This window comes from Mucilaginibacter roseus, assembly GCF_021215455.1.
In the GTDB taxonomy this organism is placed as follows: Bacteria; Bacteroidota; Bacteroidia; order Sphingobacteriales; family Sphingobacteriaceae; genus Mucilaginibacter; species Mucilaginibacter roseus.
In genome coordinates this window covers 78,748-95,760 of sequence record NZ_JAJPWV010000005.1, presented here as the reverse complement: position 1 = coordinate 95,760, position 17,013 = coordinate 78,748, and the positions used below count along the sequence as shown (strand labels likewise).

At 43.3% G+C, this 17,013-nt stretch carries 14 protein-coding genes and 1 tRNA gene; 9 read left to right on the top strand and 6 right to left on the bottom strand.

From position 1 onward, the window contains the following. Nucleotides 1-83 precede the first annotated feature (83 nt). Nucleotides 84-1,265: an AIR synthase related protein gene (locus LT679_RS15670; RefSeq protein ID WP_232178588.1), complete on the bottom strand. Its 1,182-nt coding sequence runs from the start codon at nucleotides 1,263-1,265 to the stop codon at nucleotides 84-86. A gap of 64 nt (nucleotides 1,266-1,329) precedes the next feature. On the opposite strand from LT679_RS15670, the gene LT679_RS15665 reads away from it, so the two are divergent. Further along, a complete protein-coding gene (locus tag LT679_RS15665; RefSeq protein ID WP_232178587.1) occupies nucleotides 1,330-3,114 on the top strand; it encodes a chloride channel protein in 1,785 nt (594 codons plus the stop codon). Between the two features lie 37 nt (nucleotides 3,115-3,151). On the opposite strand, the gene LT679_RS15660 is transcribed toward LT679_RS15665, so the two are convergent. Further along, nucleotides 3,152-5,329, bottom strand: a complete 2,178-nt coding sequence (locus tag LT679_RS15660; protein ID WP_232178586.1) for a glutamine synthetase III family protein — start codon at nucleotides 5,327-5,329, stop codon at nucleotides 3,152-3,154. A 463-nt stretch (nucleotides 5,330-5,792) separates the two neighbouring features. Between LT679_RS15660 and LT679_RS15655 the strand changes: the two genes are divergently transcribed. The 7 genes from LT679_RS15655 to LT679_RS15625 all read left to right on the top strand — a co-directional run bounded on the left by LT679_RS15655 (nucleotide 5,793) and on the right by LT679_RS15625 (nucleotide 12,676). Continuing rightward, nucleotides 5,793-6,851 carry a porin gene (locus tag LT679_RS15655; RefSeq protein ID WP_232178585.1) on the top strand — a complete coding sequence of 353 codons (1,059 nt, stop codon included), beginning with the start codon at nucleotides 5,793-5,795 and terminating at the stop codon, nucleotides 6,849-6,851. Between the two features lie 79 nt (nucleotides 6,852-6,930). Beyond that, nucleotides 6,931-7,533 carry a DUF4468 domain-containing protein gene (locus tag LT679_RS15650; protein WP_232178584.1) on the top strand — a complete coding sequence of 201 codons (603 nt, stop codon included), beginning with the start codon at nucleotides 6,931-6,933 and terminating at the stop codon, nucleotides 7,531-7,533. 199 nt (nucleotides 7,534-7,732) lie between these two features. Continuing rightward, nucleotides 7,733-8,587 (top strand): energy transducer TonB, encoded by an 855-nt coding sequence (locus LT679_RS15645; RefSeq protein ID WP_232178582.1) that lies wholly within the window; start codon nucleotides 7,733-7,735, stop codon nucleotides 8,585-8,587. Nucleotides 8,588-8,741: 154 nt separating this feature from the next. Beyond that, a complete protein-coding gene (gene purL, locus LT679_RS15640; protein ID WP_232178581.1) occupies nucleotides 8,742-10,964 on the top strand; it encodes a phosphoribosylformylglycinamidine synthase subunit PurL in 2,223 nt (740 codons plus the stop codon). Between the two features lie 96 nt (nucleotides 10,965-11,060). Then, a complete protein-coding gene (gene gloA2 / locus LT679_RS15635) occupies nucleotides 11,061-11,450 on the top strand; it encodes an SMU1112c/YaeR family gloxylase I-like metalloprotein (protein ID WP_232178579.1) in 390 nt (129 codons plus the stop codon). Next, complete coding sequence (locus tag LT679_RS15630; protein ID WP_232178576.1) at nucleotides 11,450-12,163, top strand: tRNA1(Val) (adenine(37)-N6)-methyltransferase; 714 nt, start codon at nucleotides 11,450-11,452, stop codon at nucleotides 12,161-12,163. The genes gloA2 and LT679_RS15630 overlap by 1 nt, the downstream gene beginning before the upstream one ends. A gap of 18 nt (nucleotides 12,164-12,181) precedes the next feature. Continuing rightward, nucleotides 12,182-12,676, top strand: coding sequence for a metallophosphoesterase family protein (locus LT679_RS15625; RefSeq protein WP_232178574.1), 495 nt, complete (start codon nucleotides 12,182-12,184; stop codon nucleotides 12,674-12,676). A gap of 267 nt (nucleotides 12,677-12,943) precedes the next feature. Here the strand turns inward: LT679_RS15625 and rnhA are convergent, their stop codons facing one another. Next, nucleotides 12,944-13,417, bottom strand: a complete 474-nt coding sequence (gene rnhA / locus LT679_RS15620; RefSeq protein ID WP_232178571.1) for a ribonuclease HI — start codon at nucleotides 13,415-13,417, stop codon at nucleotides 12,944-12,946. Between the two features lie 82 nt (nucleotides 13,418-13,499). Between rnhA and LT679_RS15615 the strand changes: the two genes are divergently transcribed. Continuing rightward, nucleotides 13,500-13,573, top strand: a tRNA-His gene (locus tag LT679_RS15615). Nucleotides 13,574-13,621: 48 nt separating this feature from the next. Here LT679_RS15615 and LT679_RS15610 read toward each other — a convergent pair. The 3 genes from LT679_RS15610 to msrA all read right to left on the bottom strand — a co-directional run bounded on the left by LT679_RS15610 (nucleotide 13,622) and on the right by msrA (nucleotide 17,002). Further along, entirely contained in the window at nucleotides 13,622-15,229 is a 1,608-nt protein-coding gene (locus LT679_RS15610) for a Na+/H+ antiporter (RefSeq protein ID WP_232178569.1), read from the bottom strand. A 161-nt stretch (nucleotides 15,230-15,390) separates the two neighbouring features. Further along, on the bottom strand, nucleotides 15,391-16,212 hold the full coding sequence (locus LT679_RS15605; RefSeq protein ID WP_232178567.1) for an alpha/beta fold hydrolase: 822 nt from the start codon (nucleotides 16,210-16,212) through the stop codon (nucleotides 15,391-15,393). Nucleotides 16,213-16,513: 301 nt separating this feature from the next. Then, a complete protein-coding gene (gene msrA, locus LT679_RS15600; protein ID WP_232178566.1) occupies nucleotides 16,514-17,002 on the bottom strand; it encodes a peptide-methionine (S)-S-oxide reductase MsrA in 489 nt (162 codons plus the stop codon). Nucleotides 17,003-17,013 lie beyond the last annotated feature (11 nt).

Sequence of the window (17,013 nt, the reverse complement as noted above, 5' to 3'; positions counted from 1 at the left end):
CGCCTGCCAATTATTGGCAGGCGTTTTCTTTTAATACAAAAAAATGCCCGTTGAATCCAACGGGCATTTTTTATAGAAGTATCTTAATTATATACAAACTCCCCAAACTCCGACTGTATAGTTACCTGCTTTTTATCAGCGGCTTCAACGCGGCCGATGATCTGGGCATCTACATTAAAGCTTTTTGATATGGCGATAATATCAGCAGCTACGGTTTCGGGTACATAAAGTTCCATGCGGTGGCCCATGTTGAATACCTTGTACATCTCCTGCCATGAGGTGCCAGATTCTTCGTGGATCAGTTTAAACAATGGCGGCACCGGGAATAGGTTATCTTTTACAATATGTACATCATCTACAAAGTGCAGCACTTTGGTTTGCGCGCCGCCGCTGCAGTGCACCATACCATCAATTTGTGAGCGGTATTTCTCTAAGATAGCTTTTATGATAGGGGCGTAGGTACGTGTTGGCGATAGCACCAGCTTGCCTGCGGTTACAGTTTGGCCATTGCCAATGTCAATTTGATCGGTAAGGCTTTTTGAACCGGAGAAGATCAGGTCGTAAGGTATGCCGGCATCGTAACTCTCCGGATATTTGTCGGCAATGGTTTTGTTAAACACATCGTGCCTTGCCGAAGTAAGGCCGTTGCTGCCCATGCCGCCGTTATACTCGGTTTCGTAAGTGGCTTGCCCGTATGAGGCCAGGCCTACAATTACGTTGCCGGGTTGTATGCGGTGGTTTGAAATTACATCTTCGCGCTGCATACGGCAGGTAACGGTAGAGTCCACAATAATGGTACGCACCAGGTCGCCAACATCAGCAGTTTCGCCGCCGGTGGAGTAGATGCCGATTCCTGCATCGCGCAACTCACTCAGAATTTCTTCGGTGCCGTTAATAATGGCGGCAATCACTTCGCCCGGGATCAGGTTTTTATTACGGCCGATGGTTGACGATAGCAGAATATTATCAACAGCGCCCACGCAAAGCAGGTCATCAATATTCATGATAATTGCATCCTGCGCTATGCCGCGCCATACGGATATATCGCCGGTTTCTTTCCAATACGTATAAGCTAATGATGATTTTGTACCCGCGCCATCAGCATGCATAATATTGCAGTAATTCGGATCGTTTGTTAAAATATCAGGAATTATCTTACAAAAAGCTTTAGGATATATACCTTTGTCGATGTTTTTGATCGCGTTGTGCACATCATATTTTGATGCCGACACGCCGCGCTGATCATATCTTTGCGAAGAAGTCATGGGCAAATATACGGCTTAATCGCTTTTTTTAACTTCTAAAAATTTCACATTGCCAAAATTTGCTATGTATATACTTAAAACGCTTACCTCTAAACTTAATCACGTACGATCAACCCTCAACAGCCAACGCAACTTCCTGATATATTGCAGTGTTTTTGTAGGTCTTATGGGTGGATTGGCCGCCGTGGTATTAAAGTTTATGGTGCATTTTATGGAGGAATTAAGCCGTAATATATCCGCGCATTTACCTTACCATTTTATATATGTGTTTTTACCTGCGCTGGGTATATTGGGTACGGTAGCTTACCTGCACCTGATTAATCGCGATAAGATACAAAAGGGTATAGGTAACATATTGGTAAACATTAAGCGAAACCGGTCGAATATATTATTTAACAACGTTTACTCGCATTTAATAAGCAGCTCCTTAACCGTGGGTTTCGGTGGTTCATCCGGACTTGAAGCGCCAATTGTTTGCACCGGTGCCGCTATCGGCTCAAATACCGGGAGGTTTTTCAAACTGTCAGCTTACGAAAAAACGGTATTGCTTGCAGCAGGAACATCAGCAGGCATAGCGGCGGTGTTTAATAGTCCGATAGCAGGGGTGTTGTTTTCGCTTGAGCTGTTGATAGGAGAGATCACCATACCAACGTTTATTCCACTCCTGATAGCGTCGGCAACTGGTGTGGTAGTTTCAAAAACATTGTATTCAGGGCAACTATTTCACCTGGTTACCGAAGGTTGGGTAATGCATGCGCTTCCTTTCTATATATTATTAGGTATACTTTCAGGCTTAACATCGGTTTATATAACTACTGTGGCCGGAAAGCTGGAGAAAGGATTGTTTGTTAACCAAAACAGGTACGTACGTGCTATTTTAGGTGGCTTGTTATTGGGTGTATTAATTTTAATGCTTCCGCCATTGTTTGGTGAGGGTTACCATGAACTGCAACAAGCGCTTAACGGTAATATCGAAGCGATTAAAGATCAGTCAATATTCAGTGAATACCTTAACCATCCTTTAGCATTATTAGGCTTTATTGCGTTGCTGGTTTTTATGAAGATAGTGGCAGCCGGTATTACTATTGGCTCAGGCGGTAATGGCGGTACTTTTGCGCCTACCATGTTCACTGGCGCGTTCTTGGGTTTGTTTATCGCTTATGGTTGTAATCTTACCGGTTTGATACATCTTAACACCAGTAACTTTATAGCCGTTGGGATGGCGGGTGCGCTAAGCGGCGTGTTGCATGCCCCGTTAACAGCCATATTTTTGATTGCCGAGATCACAGGCGGCTATGTGTTGTTTATTCCATTAATGATCGTATCGGCCATATCGTACATCATATCCAGACACTTTAATCCGCACAATATGTACTGGCATGATTTGGTGCATGAGCGCAATATTCATCCCGACCATGATTATGAAATGCTCTCGTCTATCACTATTGATAGTGTGATTAACCGCAATTTTACAGCAGTTAGCAAAGAATTGCCGGTACGTGATTTTTACAAAGTGATTTCACAAAGCCCGGCTAATATTTTTCCGGTGCTTGGTACCAATAAGGATATTGAAGGTGTGGTTTTAGTTGATGAAATTCGCCGTCAATTATTTACCGACGAACTTGCTGGTAGTACAGTGGCAGAAATTATGATAACGCCACCCGCTGTGATAAAATACCATGAGTCAGTTAACATAGTAATGACCCAGTTTGACCGACTTGACGTATGGCAGTTGCCTGTTGAGCAGGACGGACGCTTTATCGGTTTTGTTTCCAAATCAGCGTTGCTGGCGCAGTATCGTGAGGTTTTTATTGCCCAACATAAGCAAACAGATTTATTTGCACACTAATACAAAAGGGGCATCGTTTTGATGCCCCTTTGCTGTTCTATTTAAAGAATAGTAATTCCCTGAATTTTGGCAAGGGCCAAAGCGAGTCGTCAACCAGCTGCTCCAACTTGTCAACATGGTAACGTATCGGCTGGAAGTAGGAGCGTACTTTCTCATCATAATCAATAGCTTTTTGGCGTACCTCTTCAACGTTGTTATTGATGTTTTTACGGGCCTGAACCATCTCCTCAACATTATTTTTTACAAAGTTGATATGTTCTGATAATTTAGTAATTATATCCAACTGCGCCTGGTAGGTACTTTTATCGAGGCCTATATCTTTAAGTCCTTTAACATTTTCAACCAACTTGCTTTGGTAAGCGATTGCCGCCGGAATAATTACGTTATTCGCCAGCTCGCCCATTACACGGGCTTCAATCTGTACCTTTTTATAGTAGCTCTCCAACAATATTTCATGGCGGGCATGTGCCTCACGTGGGGTAAATACTCCGGTATTGGCAAAAAGCTCGGCGGTTTTTTCTGTGATCATCACATCAAGTGCTTTTGGCGTAGTTTTGATGTTTGATAGCCCGCGTGTTTCAGCTTCTTTTTCCCAATCTTCACTGTAGCCGTTGCCCTCAAAGCGTATACTGCGCGATTCTTTAAGGTAACGCTTGATGGTAATCATCAGCGCAACGTCCTTTTTCTCGCCCTTCTTTAGCAACTTGTCGACGTCGGTCTTGAATTTTTTAAGTTGATCCGCAACAATTAGGTTCAATACGGTCATTGGGCTGGCTGAATTAGCTGATGAACCTACCGCACGTAACTCAAACTTATTGCCTGTAAACGCGAAGGGAGAGGTGCGGTTACGATCGGTATTGTCGGCCAAAATTTGCGGTATTTTAGGGATGCCCTGCCATAGCGTATTTTCCTCTTTTATTTTTTTACTAAGGCGAGATGTTTCTATTTCGTCCAATACCTCAGTTAATTGGCTGCCTAAAAATATGGAGATGATAGCTGGCGGTGCTTCGTTAGCCCCCAGGCGATGGTCGTTATTTACTGACGCGATAGAAGCACGTAACAGATCAGCATGCTCGTAAACAGCCTTGATGGTGTTCACGAAAAAGGTAAGGAACATCAGGTTGTTTTTGGGCGTTTTGCCAGGCGACAACAGGTTTTTACCGGTATTAGTAATCATGCTCCAGTTATTGTGCTTGCCCGATCCGTTAATACCCGCGTAAGGTTTTTCGTGCAACAATACCTTAAAGTTATGGCGTTTGGCAACACGGTCCATCAGGTCCATCAGCAGTTGATTATGGTCAATAGCCAAGTTGATCTCCTCGTATATAGGCGCGCACTCAAATTGAGATGGTGCTACCTCGTTATGGCGTGTTTTTAACGGAATTCCTAATAATAAGGCCTCGGTTTCCATATCCTGCATAAAAGCGAGTACGCGCTCCGGTATCGAGCCGAAGTAATGATCTTCAAGCTGCTGGTTTTTTGCTGATATATGGCCGAAAAGGGTACGTCCGGTCACATACAAATCAGGCCTGGCATTAAATAAGGCAATATCTACTAAAAAATATTCCTGCTCAATGCCCAACGAGGCATTTACCTTTTCAATGCTTTTATCAAAGTAGTGGCAAACATCAACAGCCGCTTTGTCAAGCGCGGTTAGGGCTTTTAATAACGGTACCTTATAATCCAGCGCCTCGCCGGTGTAGGATACAAATACGGTAGGGATACACAACGTACGTCCCATCAGGAATGCCGGTGATGACGGATCCCAGGCGGTATAGCCGCGTGCTTCAAAGGTGTTGCGTATGCCACCGCTCGGAAAGCTCGATGCGTCCGGCTCCTGCTGGGCGAGTGCATCGCCCGAGAAGCGTTCAATCGCGCCACCATCCGCTGTTGGTTCAAAAAACGAATCGTGCTTTTCGGCTGTGCTGCCTGTTAGTGGCTGAAACCAGTGTGTATAATGGGTAGCACCTTTGTTAATAGCCCAGGCGCGCATTGCTGATGCTACCTGTTCGGCCATATCGCGGTGTATGGGCTCGCCGTGCTCTATTGAGTTTATAACGCTTGCATACGCATCATCGGATAAATATTCCTTCATTTTCTTTTTATCGAAAACGTTGGCGCCGTAAAAATCAGAAATTTTTGTAGAAGGCGCTTTAATCTCGGGCACAGTACGATTGAGCACCGATTGCAGCGCTTGAAAACGGGTATTCGACATATTGGGTAATTTTTTAGGTCGGATCAAAAATAGAATAAAGTATTTAGCTATCCAACACGGAGGATTTTGATTTCAAAATTGATTTTTCAAGGCATTTTTAATTCAAAAGTAAATTTTGGTGATGATTTAGCCATAAAACTTATTAAAAAAATTAAAAACTACTAAATAATGATGGTTTGTATTGGTATTTGAGCAAAAATACACGTAATAAAGTATGAATTTTATAAAAAAATAGCTCAATAATTTTGTTTTTTAATTTTGCATATATATTTTAGTCAAAAATAACCAAATGATTGAATTGAAATCTGAATTATAATTATTAAAAGGAGTCATTTTGGAGGATTTTTTAGATAAATCAGAAAAATTTATAAATAATAGTGATATATATGTTTGAAAATTCATCTTAAATATAAAATTCATTTGAAATTCACTAATTAACCCCTTAACTATCCAGATCATTATCATGAAAAAAAGATTTTTACTATTGTCTTTCTTCGCTTTAAGTGCTTTTTCTATTGCAAAGGCGCAGGATTCAACGCAAACAGATCCGCCTTTAACCATTACAGGTTCGGTAGATACTTATTATAAGTATGATTTTGCCGACCGAAGTAACTTGCCAACCAGTTTCGCGTCTGACCATAATTCTATGTCGATAGGCATGGTGGACATCGCGCTAAAGAAAAAAGTGAACAAAGCCTCATTTGTAGGTGAAATCTCTTTTGGTCCTCGTGGTCAGTCGCAATCATTGCCGAATGCTGCAGGTGTTTATGACGAAACTACCAACAGCTACAACATCCAAAACCTTTACGTATCTTATGACGTAACTGATAAGCTTGCGCTTACCGCAGGTTATATGGCAACTTTTGTTGGTTATGAGGTTATAAGCCCGGTAGGCAACTTCAACTACTCTACATCTTACCTTTTCACTAACGGTCCGTTCCAAAATGCAGGCTTTAAGGCTTCGTATGCTTTTTCGAGCAAAGTAGGCTTGATGGCCGGTATCTTCAACGACTACTGGAACGTTTATAAATCAGTATCGAAACTAAATACCTTTGGCGCGCAGCTTTCGTTATCTCCGATTGAAGGTTGGTCTGCATATGTGAATTTATTAACCGGGCCATCATCCGGTACCGAAATTGATTTTACAACCGCCTATCAGATAACCCCGGCATTTAAATTGGGCCTTAATGCTGCCACTTTTTCAGCTGGTAACGATTATGAAGACGGTGGTTTCACAGGCGTTGCTCTGTATCCTCAATATGCGGTATCAAGCACAGTAACTTTAGGTTTGCGCGGCGAATATTTTAAAACTAAAGCTGGCGACTATGCTACATTCGGCCCTGCCCCGGGGGAATCGGTAACAGCTATTACCGCAACGGCTAATATCAAGGCTGGTCCGCTAAGCCTGATCCCTGAAGTTCGTTTTGATAATATGAGCAATGACGCTGTATTTGTTAAAAAGAATGGATCGCCATCAAAAAACGCCGGTCAGTTTGTGTTGGCGGCAGTGTACGCATTCTAGCAAAATATAATTTAGTTTAAGTTGATTTTTGTAAAGGCCGCTATCTGTTTATCAGGTGCGGCTTTTTTATATTTACAGGATGAAGAGATTGATATTAATATTGTTGGTAGCCCTGGCAGGTAATAAGCTTTATGCCCAGGCTTCGCCAAAAGATTCTTTGGGTTTTGATGAGAACAATAAATATATATACTACCAGGTAGTAACGCGGCCGGGGCTTAGTGCGGATACCATTTATCAGCGGGCATTATACTTTTTACAAACGGCCTATGCTAAGGATAAACTTAAGCTAAAAAAGCAGGAGCCTGCAAACGGCGTTTTAAAGGGTGAAGGCGGGTTTATGGTATCAAAAAAAGCACTGGTATCAAAACATGAGGATGGTAAGATTACCTATGATATTAATATTGAAGTAAAGGATGGTAAGTACCGTTACTGGCTCACTAACTTTGTAATTATTCCATACGAGCGTGACCGCTATGCTAATTTTGTACCTGTTAACGGAAAGAAGACACCATTAGAACACGCCTTGCGTTTACTGGGGCAAAAAGATCTGGACGACTACCTTGAAAAAGCGCTTGTGAACAGTCGTTCGATTGGTGAACGATTAAAGAATTTTATTCTGTCTCCGACTCCAACTGCTAAAAAAGAACGCAAGATTGCACCTGTTGTCAAGAAAGACTGGTAACAAATCAGAATTTAATTTTGTTAAGGCCGGAACGATCCGGCCTTTTTTATGCAAAAATTTTAATAGTAGAATAAAATATTGACGGCTTTGCAAAAGTTTGGCTGCTCTATTAAAATTATAGTAAAAATTCTGTTATATCAAAATAAACAAAATCTTATTCTGTATAATAGCGTTATAATTATAAACTAATTTTAATTATATGCTTGTCACCAAATTAAATTTGTACGACACCGAGTGGCTCGATGTTGTATTTAAAAACCGCAACAAAAGTTACGGCGCTTACGAATTGCGTAAAAGCAACGGCACAAATATGCTAAAATCTTTGCTGATAACATTCTCGTCGGTAGGAGTTAGCTTAGCCCTATATTCGTTTACACATAAAGCGCCATTTGTTGAACCGCCACTGATTTCAGCTAATGAGCGAGAGATACCTGTGGAAATGAAAAATATTCACCCTCCAAAGGAAGATGAAAAAGTATATGAAGCAACCCCTAAAACAGAATTGCCAAAAGCGGCGGCCAAGGCTGCGAAAGTAAAAACTAAAGCTATACCAAACAGGGTTGTGAGGGATGAGTTGGTAAAAACAGATCCTCCAAAAACAAGCGACGAAGGCGCTATCGGCCCGATAAATCAGGATGGTCCTGCAACCGAGATTAACATACCGGCGGGTACAACAACAGGCACTCCTGGCGGGACAGGTGCAGGTGAGGGTGATGCTACAGGTGACGAGGTGCATACTTCGATAGGTTTATCATCACTTCCTGAGCCTTATGACGGCATGGAAGGCTGGAACAAATATTTAAGCCGCAACCTGCGTTACCCTGTCATCGCGGCGGAGAATGGTTTGTCAGGTAAAGTTTTTATCAGCTTTATTATTGAAAAGGACGGTACCCTTACCGATATAAAAGTAGAACGAGGAGCCGGCAATGGTTTTGACGAGGAAGCACTGCGCGTACTTAAAAAAGCCAAAGCCTGGAAACCCGGTACACAAAACGGCAGACCTGTAAGAGTGCGGTATACCATACCCATTAGCTTTACCATTACCAACAACTAATATTACCTAAACCCGTAAATATGCCGGTGCCATACTGCTGTGTGGCCCGGCTGCTTTTTTTAATAATCTGCAGTGTAACTAAACTGCAAACTTATTACCTGCTTTCCGCTGATTTTCCTAATTTTGCCGCATCCTTTAAAATAAATATAAAGCATTGGAGAATCAGGAGCTAACTACCGTTGATACCGCCAAAGACCTTGGCCTGTTACCCGCAGAGTTTGATCGTATAAAAGAGATATTAGGCCGTGTACCTAACTTTACCGAATTGTCTATCTTCTCGGTAATGTGGAGCGAGCATTGCTCATACAAAAACTCAATCACATGGTTAAAAACCTTACCAAAGGATGGACCGCGCATGTTGGCCAAAGCCGGTGAAGAAAATGCCGGTTTGGTTGATCTGGGCGATGGTATAGGTTGCGCCTTTAAAATAGAATCACACAACCACCCATCGGCACTTGAGCCTTACCAGGGCGCGGCAACCGGTGTGGGCGGTATAAACCGCGATATTTTTACCATGGGTGCAAGGCCTATCGCGCAGCTTAACTCCCTGCGTTTTGGCGATATTAATTTGGATAAAACCAAATGGTTAATTAAAGGTGTGGTTAAAGGCATCAGTCATTATGGTAATGCCTTTGGTATTCCAACCGTAGGCGGCGAGCTGTTTTTTGACGAATGCTATAACATCAATCCGCTGGTAAACGCCATGTCGGCGGGTATAGTTAAGGCTGGCGAAACTGTTTCGGCTACATCTTATGGTGTGGGCAACCCGGTTTACATTGTTGGTTCGGCCACCGGTAAAGATGGCATACACGGCGCGGCTTTCGCGTCAAAAGATATTACTGAAGATTCTGTTAACGATCTGCCAGCCGTACAGGTAGGTGACCCGTTCCAGGAAAAACTGCTGTTGGAAGCTACGCTTGAGGTGATCAAAACCGGCGCCGTGGTAGGTATGCAGGATATGGGTGCCGCTGGCATCATATGCTCAAATTCCGAAATGTCGGCTAAGGGCGAACACGGTATGCGTATTAATCTTGATGCGGTGCCAACCCGTCAGGAAAATATGAAGCCTTTTGAGATATTGCTTTCAGAATCGCAGGAGCGTATGCTGATCGTGGTGCACAAGGGCCGCGAAAAAGAAGTTGAAGCCGTTTTTGATAAGTGGGATTTAAACTGCGCCATTATTGGTGAGGTTACCGATACCAAACGCCTGGAATATTTTATGAACGGCGAACTGGTGGCTGATGTACCCGCCGATGACCTGGTATTGGGTGGCGGCGCGCCGGTTTACGAGCGCGAATACCGTGAGCCTGCTTACTATGCCGAAAATCAAAAATTTAAAATAGAAGACGTTGCCGAGCCGGAAGATCTGGTTGCTGTAGCCGAGCACTTGCTTGGTCATCCTAACATCGCTTCTAAACGTTGGGTAACTGATCAGTATGATTCCATGGTAGGTGTATCAACCATGACCACCAACCGCCCCAGCGACGCGGCTGTTGTTGCCGTACGCGATACTGAAAAGGCAATTGTTTTAACGGTTGACTGTAACTCACGCTACGTATATGCCGATCCCCAAAAAGGCTGCGCTATTGCTGTTGCTGAGGCCGCGCGTAATATTACCTGCGCCGGCGGTGAGCCGGTAGCTATTACTAACTGTTTAAATTTTGGTAATCCTTACATTCCTGAAGTATATTGGCAGTTTGTGAGCGCCATTAAAGGTATGGGCGAAGCTTGTACCAAGTTTGAAACCCCGGTTACCGGTGGTAACGTAAGCTTTTACAACCAATCATCTGATGAAGGGCCGGTATTCCCAACGCCGACCATTGGTATGCTGGGTGTAATGGATAATATTGATAACATTATGACGCTTGACTTTAAACAGCCGGGCGACTTTATATACCTGATAGGCGAATCGGTTAACGATATCGCTTCATCACAATACCTGGCCTCATGGCACAAGGTATCGGCATCTCCGGCTCCACATTTTGATTTGGACAAGGAGTATGCTACACATCAGGTAATCAAAGAGCTGATCAAACACAAGCTGGTACAATCAGCGCATGACGTTGCCGATGGAGGTTTATATGTAACGCTTGCTGAAGCGGCTATGCCAAACGGTTTAGGTTTTGATATCAGTACTGATGCCGCCATCCGCAAGGATGCCTTCCTGTTTGGTGAAGCACAGGGCAGGATAGTGGTGAGCGTAGCTCCTGCAGATCAAGACAAATTTGTTGAACTGATGGCCACTAGCGAAACCGACTTTACCTTGCTGGGTACAGTAACCAACGGTTTCTTTAATGTAGATGAACAACTATTCGGCCACGTAACTGACGTGAAGCTATTATTTGACAATGTGCTGCATGTTGCTTTAGGCGAATAATTTTTAATTCGGATTTCGAAGTTTCAAATTCGAAATTTATATAGGAATTTGATAGATCCCGCTCTGTACACAGGGCGGGATTTTTAACTTGAAAATATGCTAAAACTTAATGGTGTACATCATATTGCGATCATCTGTAGCGACTATCAACGGTCAAAACAGTTTTATGCCGATGTGATGGGTTTAACCGTAGTGCGCGAGGTTTACCGTGAAGAAAGGCGATCGTACAAGCTCGATCTGGAAGTTTCAGGACTGTACCAGATTGAACTTTTCTCATTTCCTGACCCACCGGCAAGGCCATCACGCCCTGAAGCAGCCGGTTTACGTCACCTGGCTTTTGGGGTAGATGATGTTGAGGCGGCTATTGAACATGTAAACGCGCATGGTGTCGCCACAGAGCCTATCCGCACGGATGAATTTACAGGCAAGCGTTTTACCTTTCTTGCTGATCCTGATGGGTTGCCCATCGAATTTTACGAAAAGTAATGGCGGGTGTATTTCGCTTTAAGCAGTTCGGCGTTGATCAATCGGGATGTGCCATGAAGATCAATACCGACGGTGTGCTGTTAGGCGCACTTGCAGGGGAGGGACAGTCTCAAAGCATACTTGATATAGGCACCGGCACCGGCGTAATCGCGCTAATGCTGGCGCAACGTTTTGCATTGGCACAGATAGACGCGGTGGAAATAGATGATGATGCCGCCAAAACCGGGTTAAATAATTTTGAAGGTTCGCCCTACAGAGATCGCCTTAGTGTACATCATCAGGATTTCAATACATTTTTCGCTGAAAATCCCGAAAAGCGTTACGATATCATTATAACTAACCCTCCTTTTTATATTGATGCCTTAACATCGCCCACGGCAAAAATTAACCAGGCCAAACATGCAGACCGAAATTTTTTCGAGGACTTGATTAGAGGCATATCCAATCATCTTACCGAAACCGGAACCTGCTGGCTGGTGTTGCCGGTTAATACGGCAGCGTTTGTTGAAACTTTGCTTATTGGCCATCATCTGCATCTGCAAAAAACAATAATTATACGATCATACGCTGATAGTGAACCTCACCGGTATATTATAGCGATAGGCATAGCCGATACAGAGCCAACGAGCGAGCAATTTTTAATTTACGATGCGCCAAAGGTTTACAGCAGGCAGTATATCGATACCCTAAAAGAGTTTTTTATTGTATTTTAATTTGCTTTGTTTTGAGGCATGACAAGAATTGGCCTTATATCAGACACGCATAGTTATTTGGATGATGCCGTATTTAAGCATTTTGAACAATGCGATGAGATATGGCACGCAGGCGATATCGGTAACCTTGAACTGGCCGATAAGCTCGCCGCTTTTAAACCCTTTAAAGCCGTGTACGGGAATATTGATGGTGGCGACATCAGACGTGTTTACCCCGAAAATCTGCGTTTTAAATGCGAGGATGTTGATATTTGGATTACGCATATTGGCGGCTATCCGGGTAAATATAGTCTGCAGGTAAGGGGCGAAATATATACCAATCCGCCGCAGTTGTTCATTTGCGGGCATTCTCACATATTAAAAGTTATGTTTGATGAGCGTATAAAATGCCTGCACCTCAATCCCGGAGCCGCTGGCAAGCAAGGCTGGCACAAAGTACGTACACTAATGCGTTTTAATATAGATGGCCCTAAAATTCAGGATATGCAGATAATTGAGTTAAACGGCAGATAGGTATGAGGATAAAAATTTATATTATATTCTATGTGATAACTACCGTGTTGAGTTTGGTGTTGGGAATGAAACTTGGGTTTACAGATACACATACACCTCCGGTTCCATTTGCTGTATCATTACTTACTGTTATTGTGGGGTTAGTTTTATTAGCAATTGACCGGATATTTTTTAAGAAAAATAAGGATGTAATCAATACTCACATTATAGGCCTCATATTTAACGGTATCATAATTTTAGGTTGCATTATGGGAGCATTATAATTTTCTATAACAAATTTACCTTCGCGTTCTCCGCCTCAAATACGGTATCAATTTTTAAGTTAGGTTGCTTAGATGCCGCAACAGCCAGTTGATCGCAACGCTCATTCTCCGGGTGGCCGGCATGGCCTTTAACCCATACCAGTTTAATTTTATGTGGTTTGCTTACTTCCAGGTAGCGCAGCCAAAGGTCTTTGTTCTTTTTATCCTTAAAGCCCTTTTGCAGCCAGCCGTAAACCCAGCGTTTTTCTATGGCATCTATCACGTATTTTGAGTCGGAGTAGAGGATAACTTCCTGGTTGGGGTTTTTCAGTGCCTCTAATCCTTTGATAACGGCAAGCAGTTCCATGCGGTTATTGGTAGTTTTGCGGAACCCTTCTGAAAGTTCCTTATAGTGCTGACCAGCACGCAGTATAGTACCGTATCCGCCCGGCCCCGGGTTGCCGCTCGATGCGCCATCCGTAAACAATTCAATAACCATGCGGCAAATGTATCAGTAAAAATTAAAAAATCTTTGTAATTAATGCGGAGATTTCTATTTTTGCACACCAAACAAAAACACGGTAGGTATAGCTCAGTTGGTTAGAGCACCAGATTGTGGTTCTGGGGGTCGTCGGTTCGAGCCCGATTACTTACCCTTAAAGCCTCTTAGGAAACTAAGAGGCTTTTTTGTTAAGATTATTTGCTACTGCAGCGTAGTAACACGAACTTCAGATAAGTCTACCTGCATCTCTTCCTTTCGGATGGCTTCGTCAGAGTATAGCTTTCTTTTACGCAGGTGGTAAAGTTCTCTGCGTTGCGCTTTGTAAATGTCTTTTATTACCCGCCTGTATACAGCCAGTTCACGCTGGCCATTTTCGGCGCATTCCATACACACCAATTTTTCCTGCGTATGCATAAGGTTGTGTTCATACTCCGCTTGCACAGCTATCAATAAGCTGTTGCCCTCCAGGTCGTCTTTGTGTTTTTCTCTTAAGCGGTTCAATGCTACTTCTGTTAACCTGATCCTTATTTCGGCCTCTTGTTGCTCAAGCGGCGTAGCAACGTCCAGGTCTTCAACTTTCAGAGCTTTAATTATAAAGGGTAGGGTAAGTCCCTGAAAAACAAGTGTTACTAATATCACTACAAAGGTGATGAAAATGATCAGGTTACGCTCCGGCAATGGCTGCCCGTTTTCCATGGCAAGGGGTAATGACAGCGCCGCAGCCAATGAAACCACGCCGCGCATACCGGCCCAGCCAATTACAAACGGCCCTTTCCAACCCGGGTTGGGCTCATTATCCCGGATGCTTTTAAACAGCCAGCGGGGGACAAACGCCGCCGGGTAAATCCATGCCATACGGATTATAATTACCAGGGCGCTAATCAGTAAACCATAGGTACAAGCCTGCATGAGCGAATAACCCTCTAAACCGGCTACGATACCCGGCAAACCTAAGCCGATCATAATAAACACTAACCCATTGAGGATGATCGATATAGTTGACCATACATTAATGGTTTGCAGGTGGCTTTGTCCGTCGGTAAACACTTCGTGCGATCGGTATGATAAAAACAACCCGCCGCTTACAACGGCCATAACGCCCGAGTAATGAAAATGCTCAGCCGCGAGGTACATTAAATAAGGCGTTATCAGTGTAAATGCCGAATCAATACTGGCGGTGGTTGGTAAAAACCGATGTATAAGGTAGGCAACATGCGCTACCGCTAACCCGATGATTATACCCATTATCGTTACGTTAATAAAACTTACCGAAGCATCGCTAAGAGAAAACGTACCTGCCATTATGGTGGCTAACGCAAAACGAAATACTGTTAAGCTCGATGCATCGTTAACCAAACTTTCGCCCTCCAAAATAGTGATGATGCGTTTTGGCACCCGGACGGTCTTTAAAACAGAGGTAGCGGCGATAGCATCAGGGGGTGATATGATACCGCCAAGTAAGAATCCTGTAGCCAGCGTAAAGCCTGGTATAACAGCTGATGCCGTATAAGCAACGACGGTCGACGTCAGGAAGACCAAACCGAAAGCAAGCAGTGATATCGGCCGTTTCCATTTCCAGAATTCATTCCATGATGTCCACCAGGCAGCCTCATAAAGTAGCGGTGGTAAAAATATCAGGAATATCAAATCAGGCTCTATATTGATTTCGGGCATGCCCGGTATGTTACTTATGCCAAGCCCCGCCAGCACAAGGAATATAGGATAGGCGATTTTTAAACGCCGCGCCAACAAAATAAGCAGGAAGGAAGCAGATAATAAAAGCAGGTATTGTAGTAAGGTATTATGCATGAAATATTGTAATAGCTTTAGAATAACAAACACGCCGAAACGATCAATCAAAAATACGCTTTAAGTTTATTTATTGAAGCCGTATTAATTGGCGACCACCTAAAATGAAAAAGGACGGCTCATAAAGCCGTCCTTTTTACGCTAACCTCGAGTCAAAGGGATTATTCCTGTATAAAGGCCAAAATATCTGCGTTTATGGTAGGTGCCTCGGTTGTTGGCATGCCATGCGGAAAGCTTGGGTATGAAATCAATTTACCATTTTTTAGTAGCGTTACGGCCACTTTGCCGGTTGTTTCAAAAGGTACAATCTGGTCGTCCTCGCCATGCAATACTAACACAGGTACTTCGGCATTCTTCAGGTCGTTTGTAAAGTCGGTTTCAGAGAATGCCGCAACGCAATCATAATGCGCTTTAATGCCACCCATCATGCCCTGGCGCCACCAGTTATCCTTTACGCCTTGCGAAACTTTTGCGCCTTCGCGGTTATAGCCGAAGAACGGCGTTGTAAAATCCTGGAAATACTGGGTACGGTTGGTTGCAGTAAAATGGCGTATTTCGTCAAACACTTCCAGCGGAACACCATTCGGATTGTTCTCATTTTTAACCATGATAGGTGTTACAGCGCTGATAAGCACAGCCTTAGCAACACGGCCGTTACCTCCGTATTTCGCTACATACCTAATTACTTCGCCGCCCCCTGTTGAGTGCCCGATGTGGACGGCATTTTTAATATCAAGCGCATCCATCAGCTGTTTAACATCTTCAACATAGGTGTCCATATTGTTACCTTCGGACGTTTGCGTTGAACGGCCATGTCCGCGACGGTCATGCGCGATGACGCGATAGCCTTTTTGCACAAAAAACATCATTTGCAGGTCCCAGTCGTCGCTTGACAATGGCCAACCGTGGTGAAATACGATAGGTTGACCAGTGCCCCAGTCTTTGTAATAAATTTCAGTTCCGTCAGTTGTGGTGATTTTCATAATAAATTGTGAGATTAAGTGTGAAATAGATTGTATGTTAATAAACCAATGAATGCTTGTTAAGCATATTCCGAAATCGATTGTTTTACGGTATCCTTTGATTTAAGTTTGCTTGAATAAGAAATAATCGAATTCTGACAAACCCAATATGCATCACCAATACTGGTAAAAAGTACCTAAAAGATTATTGTTGTGTTAAGTTAAGTAAATCCTTTTGATATTAAAAGTTTCGCATAATTATGACGCTGAAAAACGAAACGGAAAGCAGTTATTAGCTTTCCGTTTAAATATTATTTGATATTTACAACGTCCAGTCTGGTCGCTCAAAGTGGCAGGTGTAACCAAACGGATGCTTTTGCAGGTAATCCTGATGCTCTTCTTCAGCATCCCAAAAATCGCCGGCAGGCACAATTTCGGTTATTATTTTGCCCGGCCATTTACCTGACGCTTCCATCTCCTCGATCAGCTTCAATGCTGTTTCTTTTTGCGTTTCATCGAGGTAAAAAATGGCTGAACGGTATGAGGTGCCAATATCATTGCCCTGGCGGTTACGTGTAGTAGGATCGTGGATCTGGAAAAAGTATTCCAGCAATTTACGGTATGATAATATTTCCGGATCAAAGGTTATGGCGATACCTTCCGCATGCGTACCATGATTACGATAAGTGGCGTTCGGTACGTCGCCGCCGGTGTAACCAACTATGGTACTTTTAACGCCGGGTAATTGCCTTATCAGTTCTTCAACACCCCAAAAGCAGCCTCCGGCTAAAATAGCTTTTTCAATGCTCATATATCTTTCAT

Excerpts from the sequence above, each read along its gene's own strand:
- LT679_RS15670 (WP_232178588.1), bottom strand. The coding sequence starts at position 1,265 with ATGACTTCTTCGCAAAGATATGATCAGCGCGGCGTGTCGGCATCAAAA.
- LT679_RS15665 (WP_232178587.1), top strand. The coding sequence starts at position 1,330 with ATGTATATACTTAAAACGCTTACCTCTAAACTTAATCACGTACGATCA.
- LT679_RS15660 (WP_232178586.1), bottom strand. The coding sequence starts at position 5,329 with ATGTCGAATACCCGTTTTCAAGCGCTGCAATCGGTGCTCAATCGTACT.
- LT679_RS15655 (WP_232178585.1), top strand. The coding sequence starts at position 5,793 with ATGAAAAAAAGATTTTTACTATTGTCTTTCTTCGCTTTAAGTGCTTTT.
- LT679_RS15650 (WP_232178584.1), top strand. The coding sequence starts at position 6,931 with ATGAAGAGATTGATATTAATATTGTTGGTAGCCCTGGCAGGTAATAAG.
- LT679_RS15645 (WP_232178582.1), top strand. The coding sequence starts at position 7,733 with ATGCTTGTCACCAAATTAAATTTGTACGACACCGAGTGGCTCGATGTT.
- gloA2 (WP_232178579.1), top strand. The coding sequence starts at position 11,061 with ATGCTAAAACTTAATGGTGTACATCATATTGCGATCATCTGTAGCGAC.
- LT679_RS15630 (WP_232178576.1), top strand. The coding sequence starts at position 11,450 with ATGGCGGGTGTATTTCGCTTTAAGCAGTTCGGCGTTGATCAATCGGGA.
- LT679_RS15625 (WP_232178574.1), top strand. The coding sequence starts at position 12,182 with ATGACAAGAATTGGCCTTATATCAGACACGCATAGTTATTTGGATGAT.
- rnhA (WP_232178571.1), bottom strand. The coding sequence starts at position 13,417 with ATGGTTATTGAATTGTTTACGGATGGCGCATCGAGCGGCAACCCGGGG.
- LT679_RS15610 (WP_232178569.1), bottom strand. The coding sequence starts at position 15,229 with ATGCATAATACCTTACTACAATACCTGCTTTTATTATCTGCTTCCTTC.
- LT679_RS15605 (WP_232178567.1), bottom strand. The coding sequence starts at position 16,212 with ATGAAAATCACCACAACTGACGGAACTGAAATTTATTACAAAGACTGG.
- msrA (WP_232178566.1), bottom strand. The coding sequence starts at position 17,002 with ATGAGCATTGAAAAAGCTATTTTAGCCGGAGGCTGCTTTTGGGGTGTT.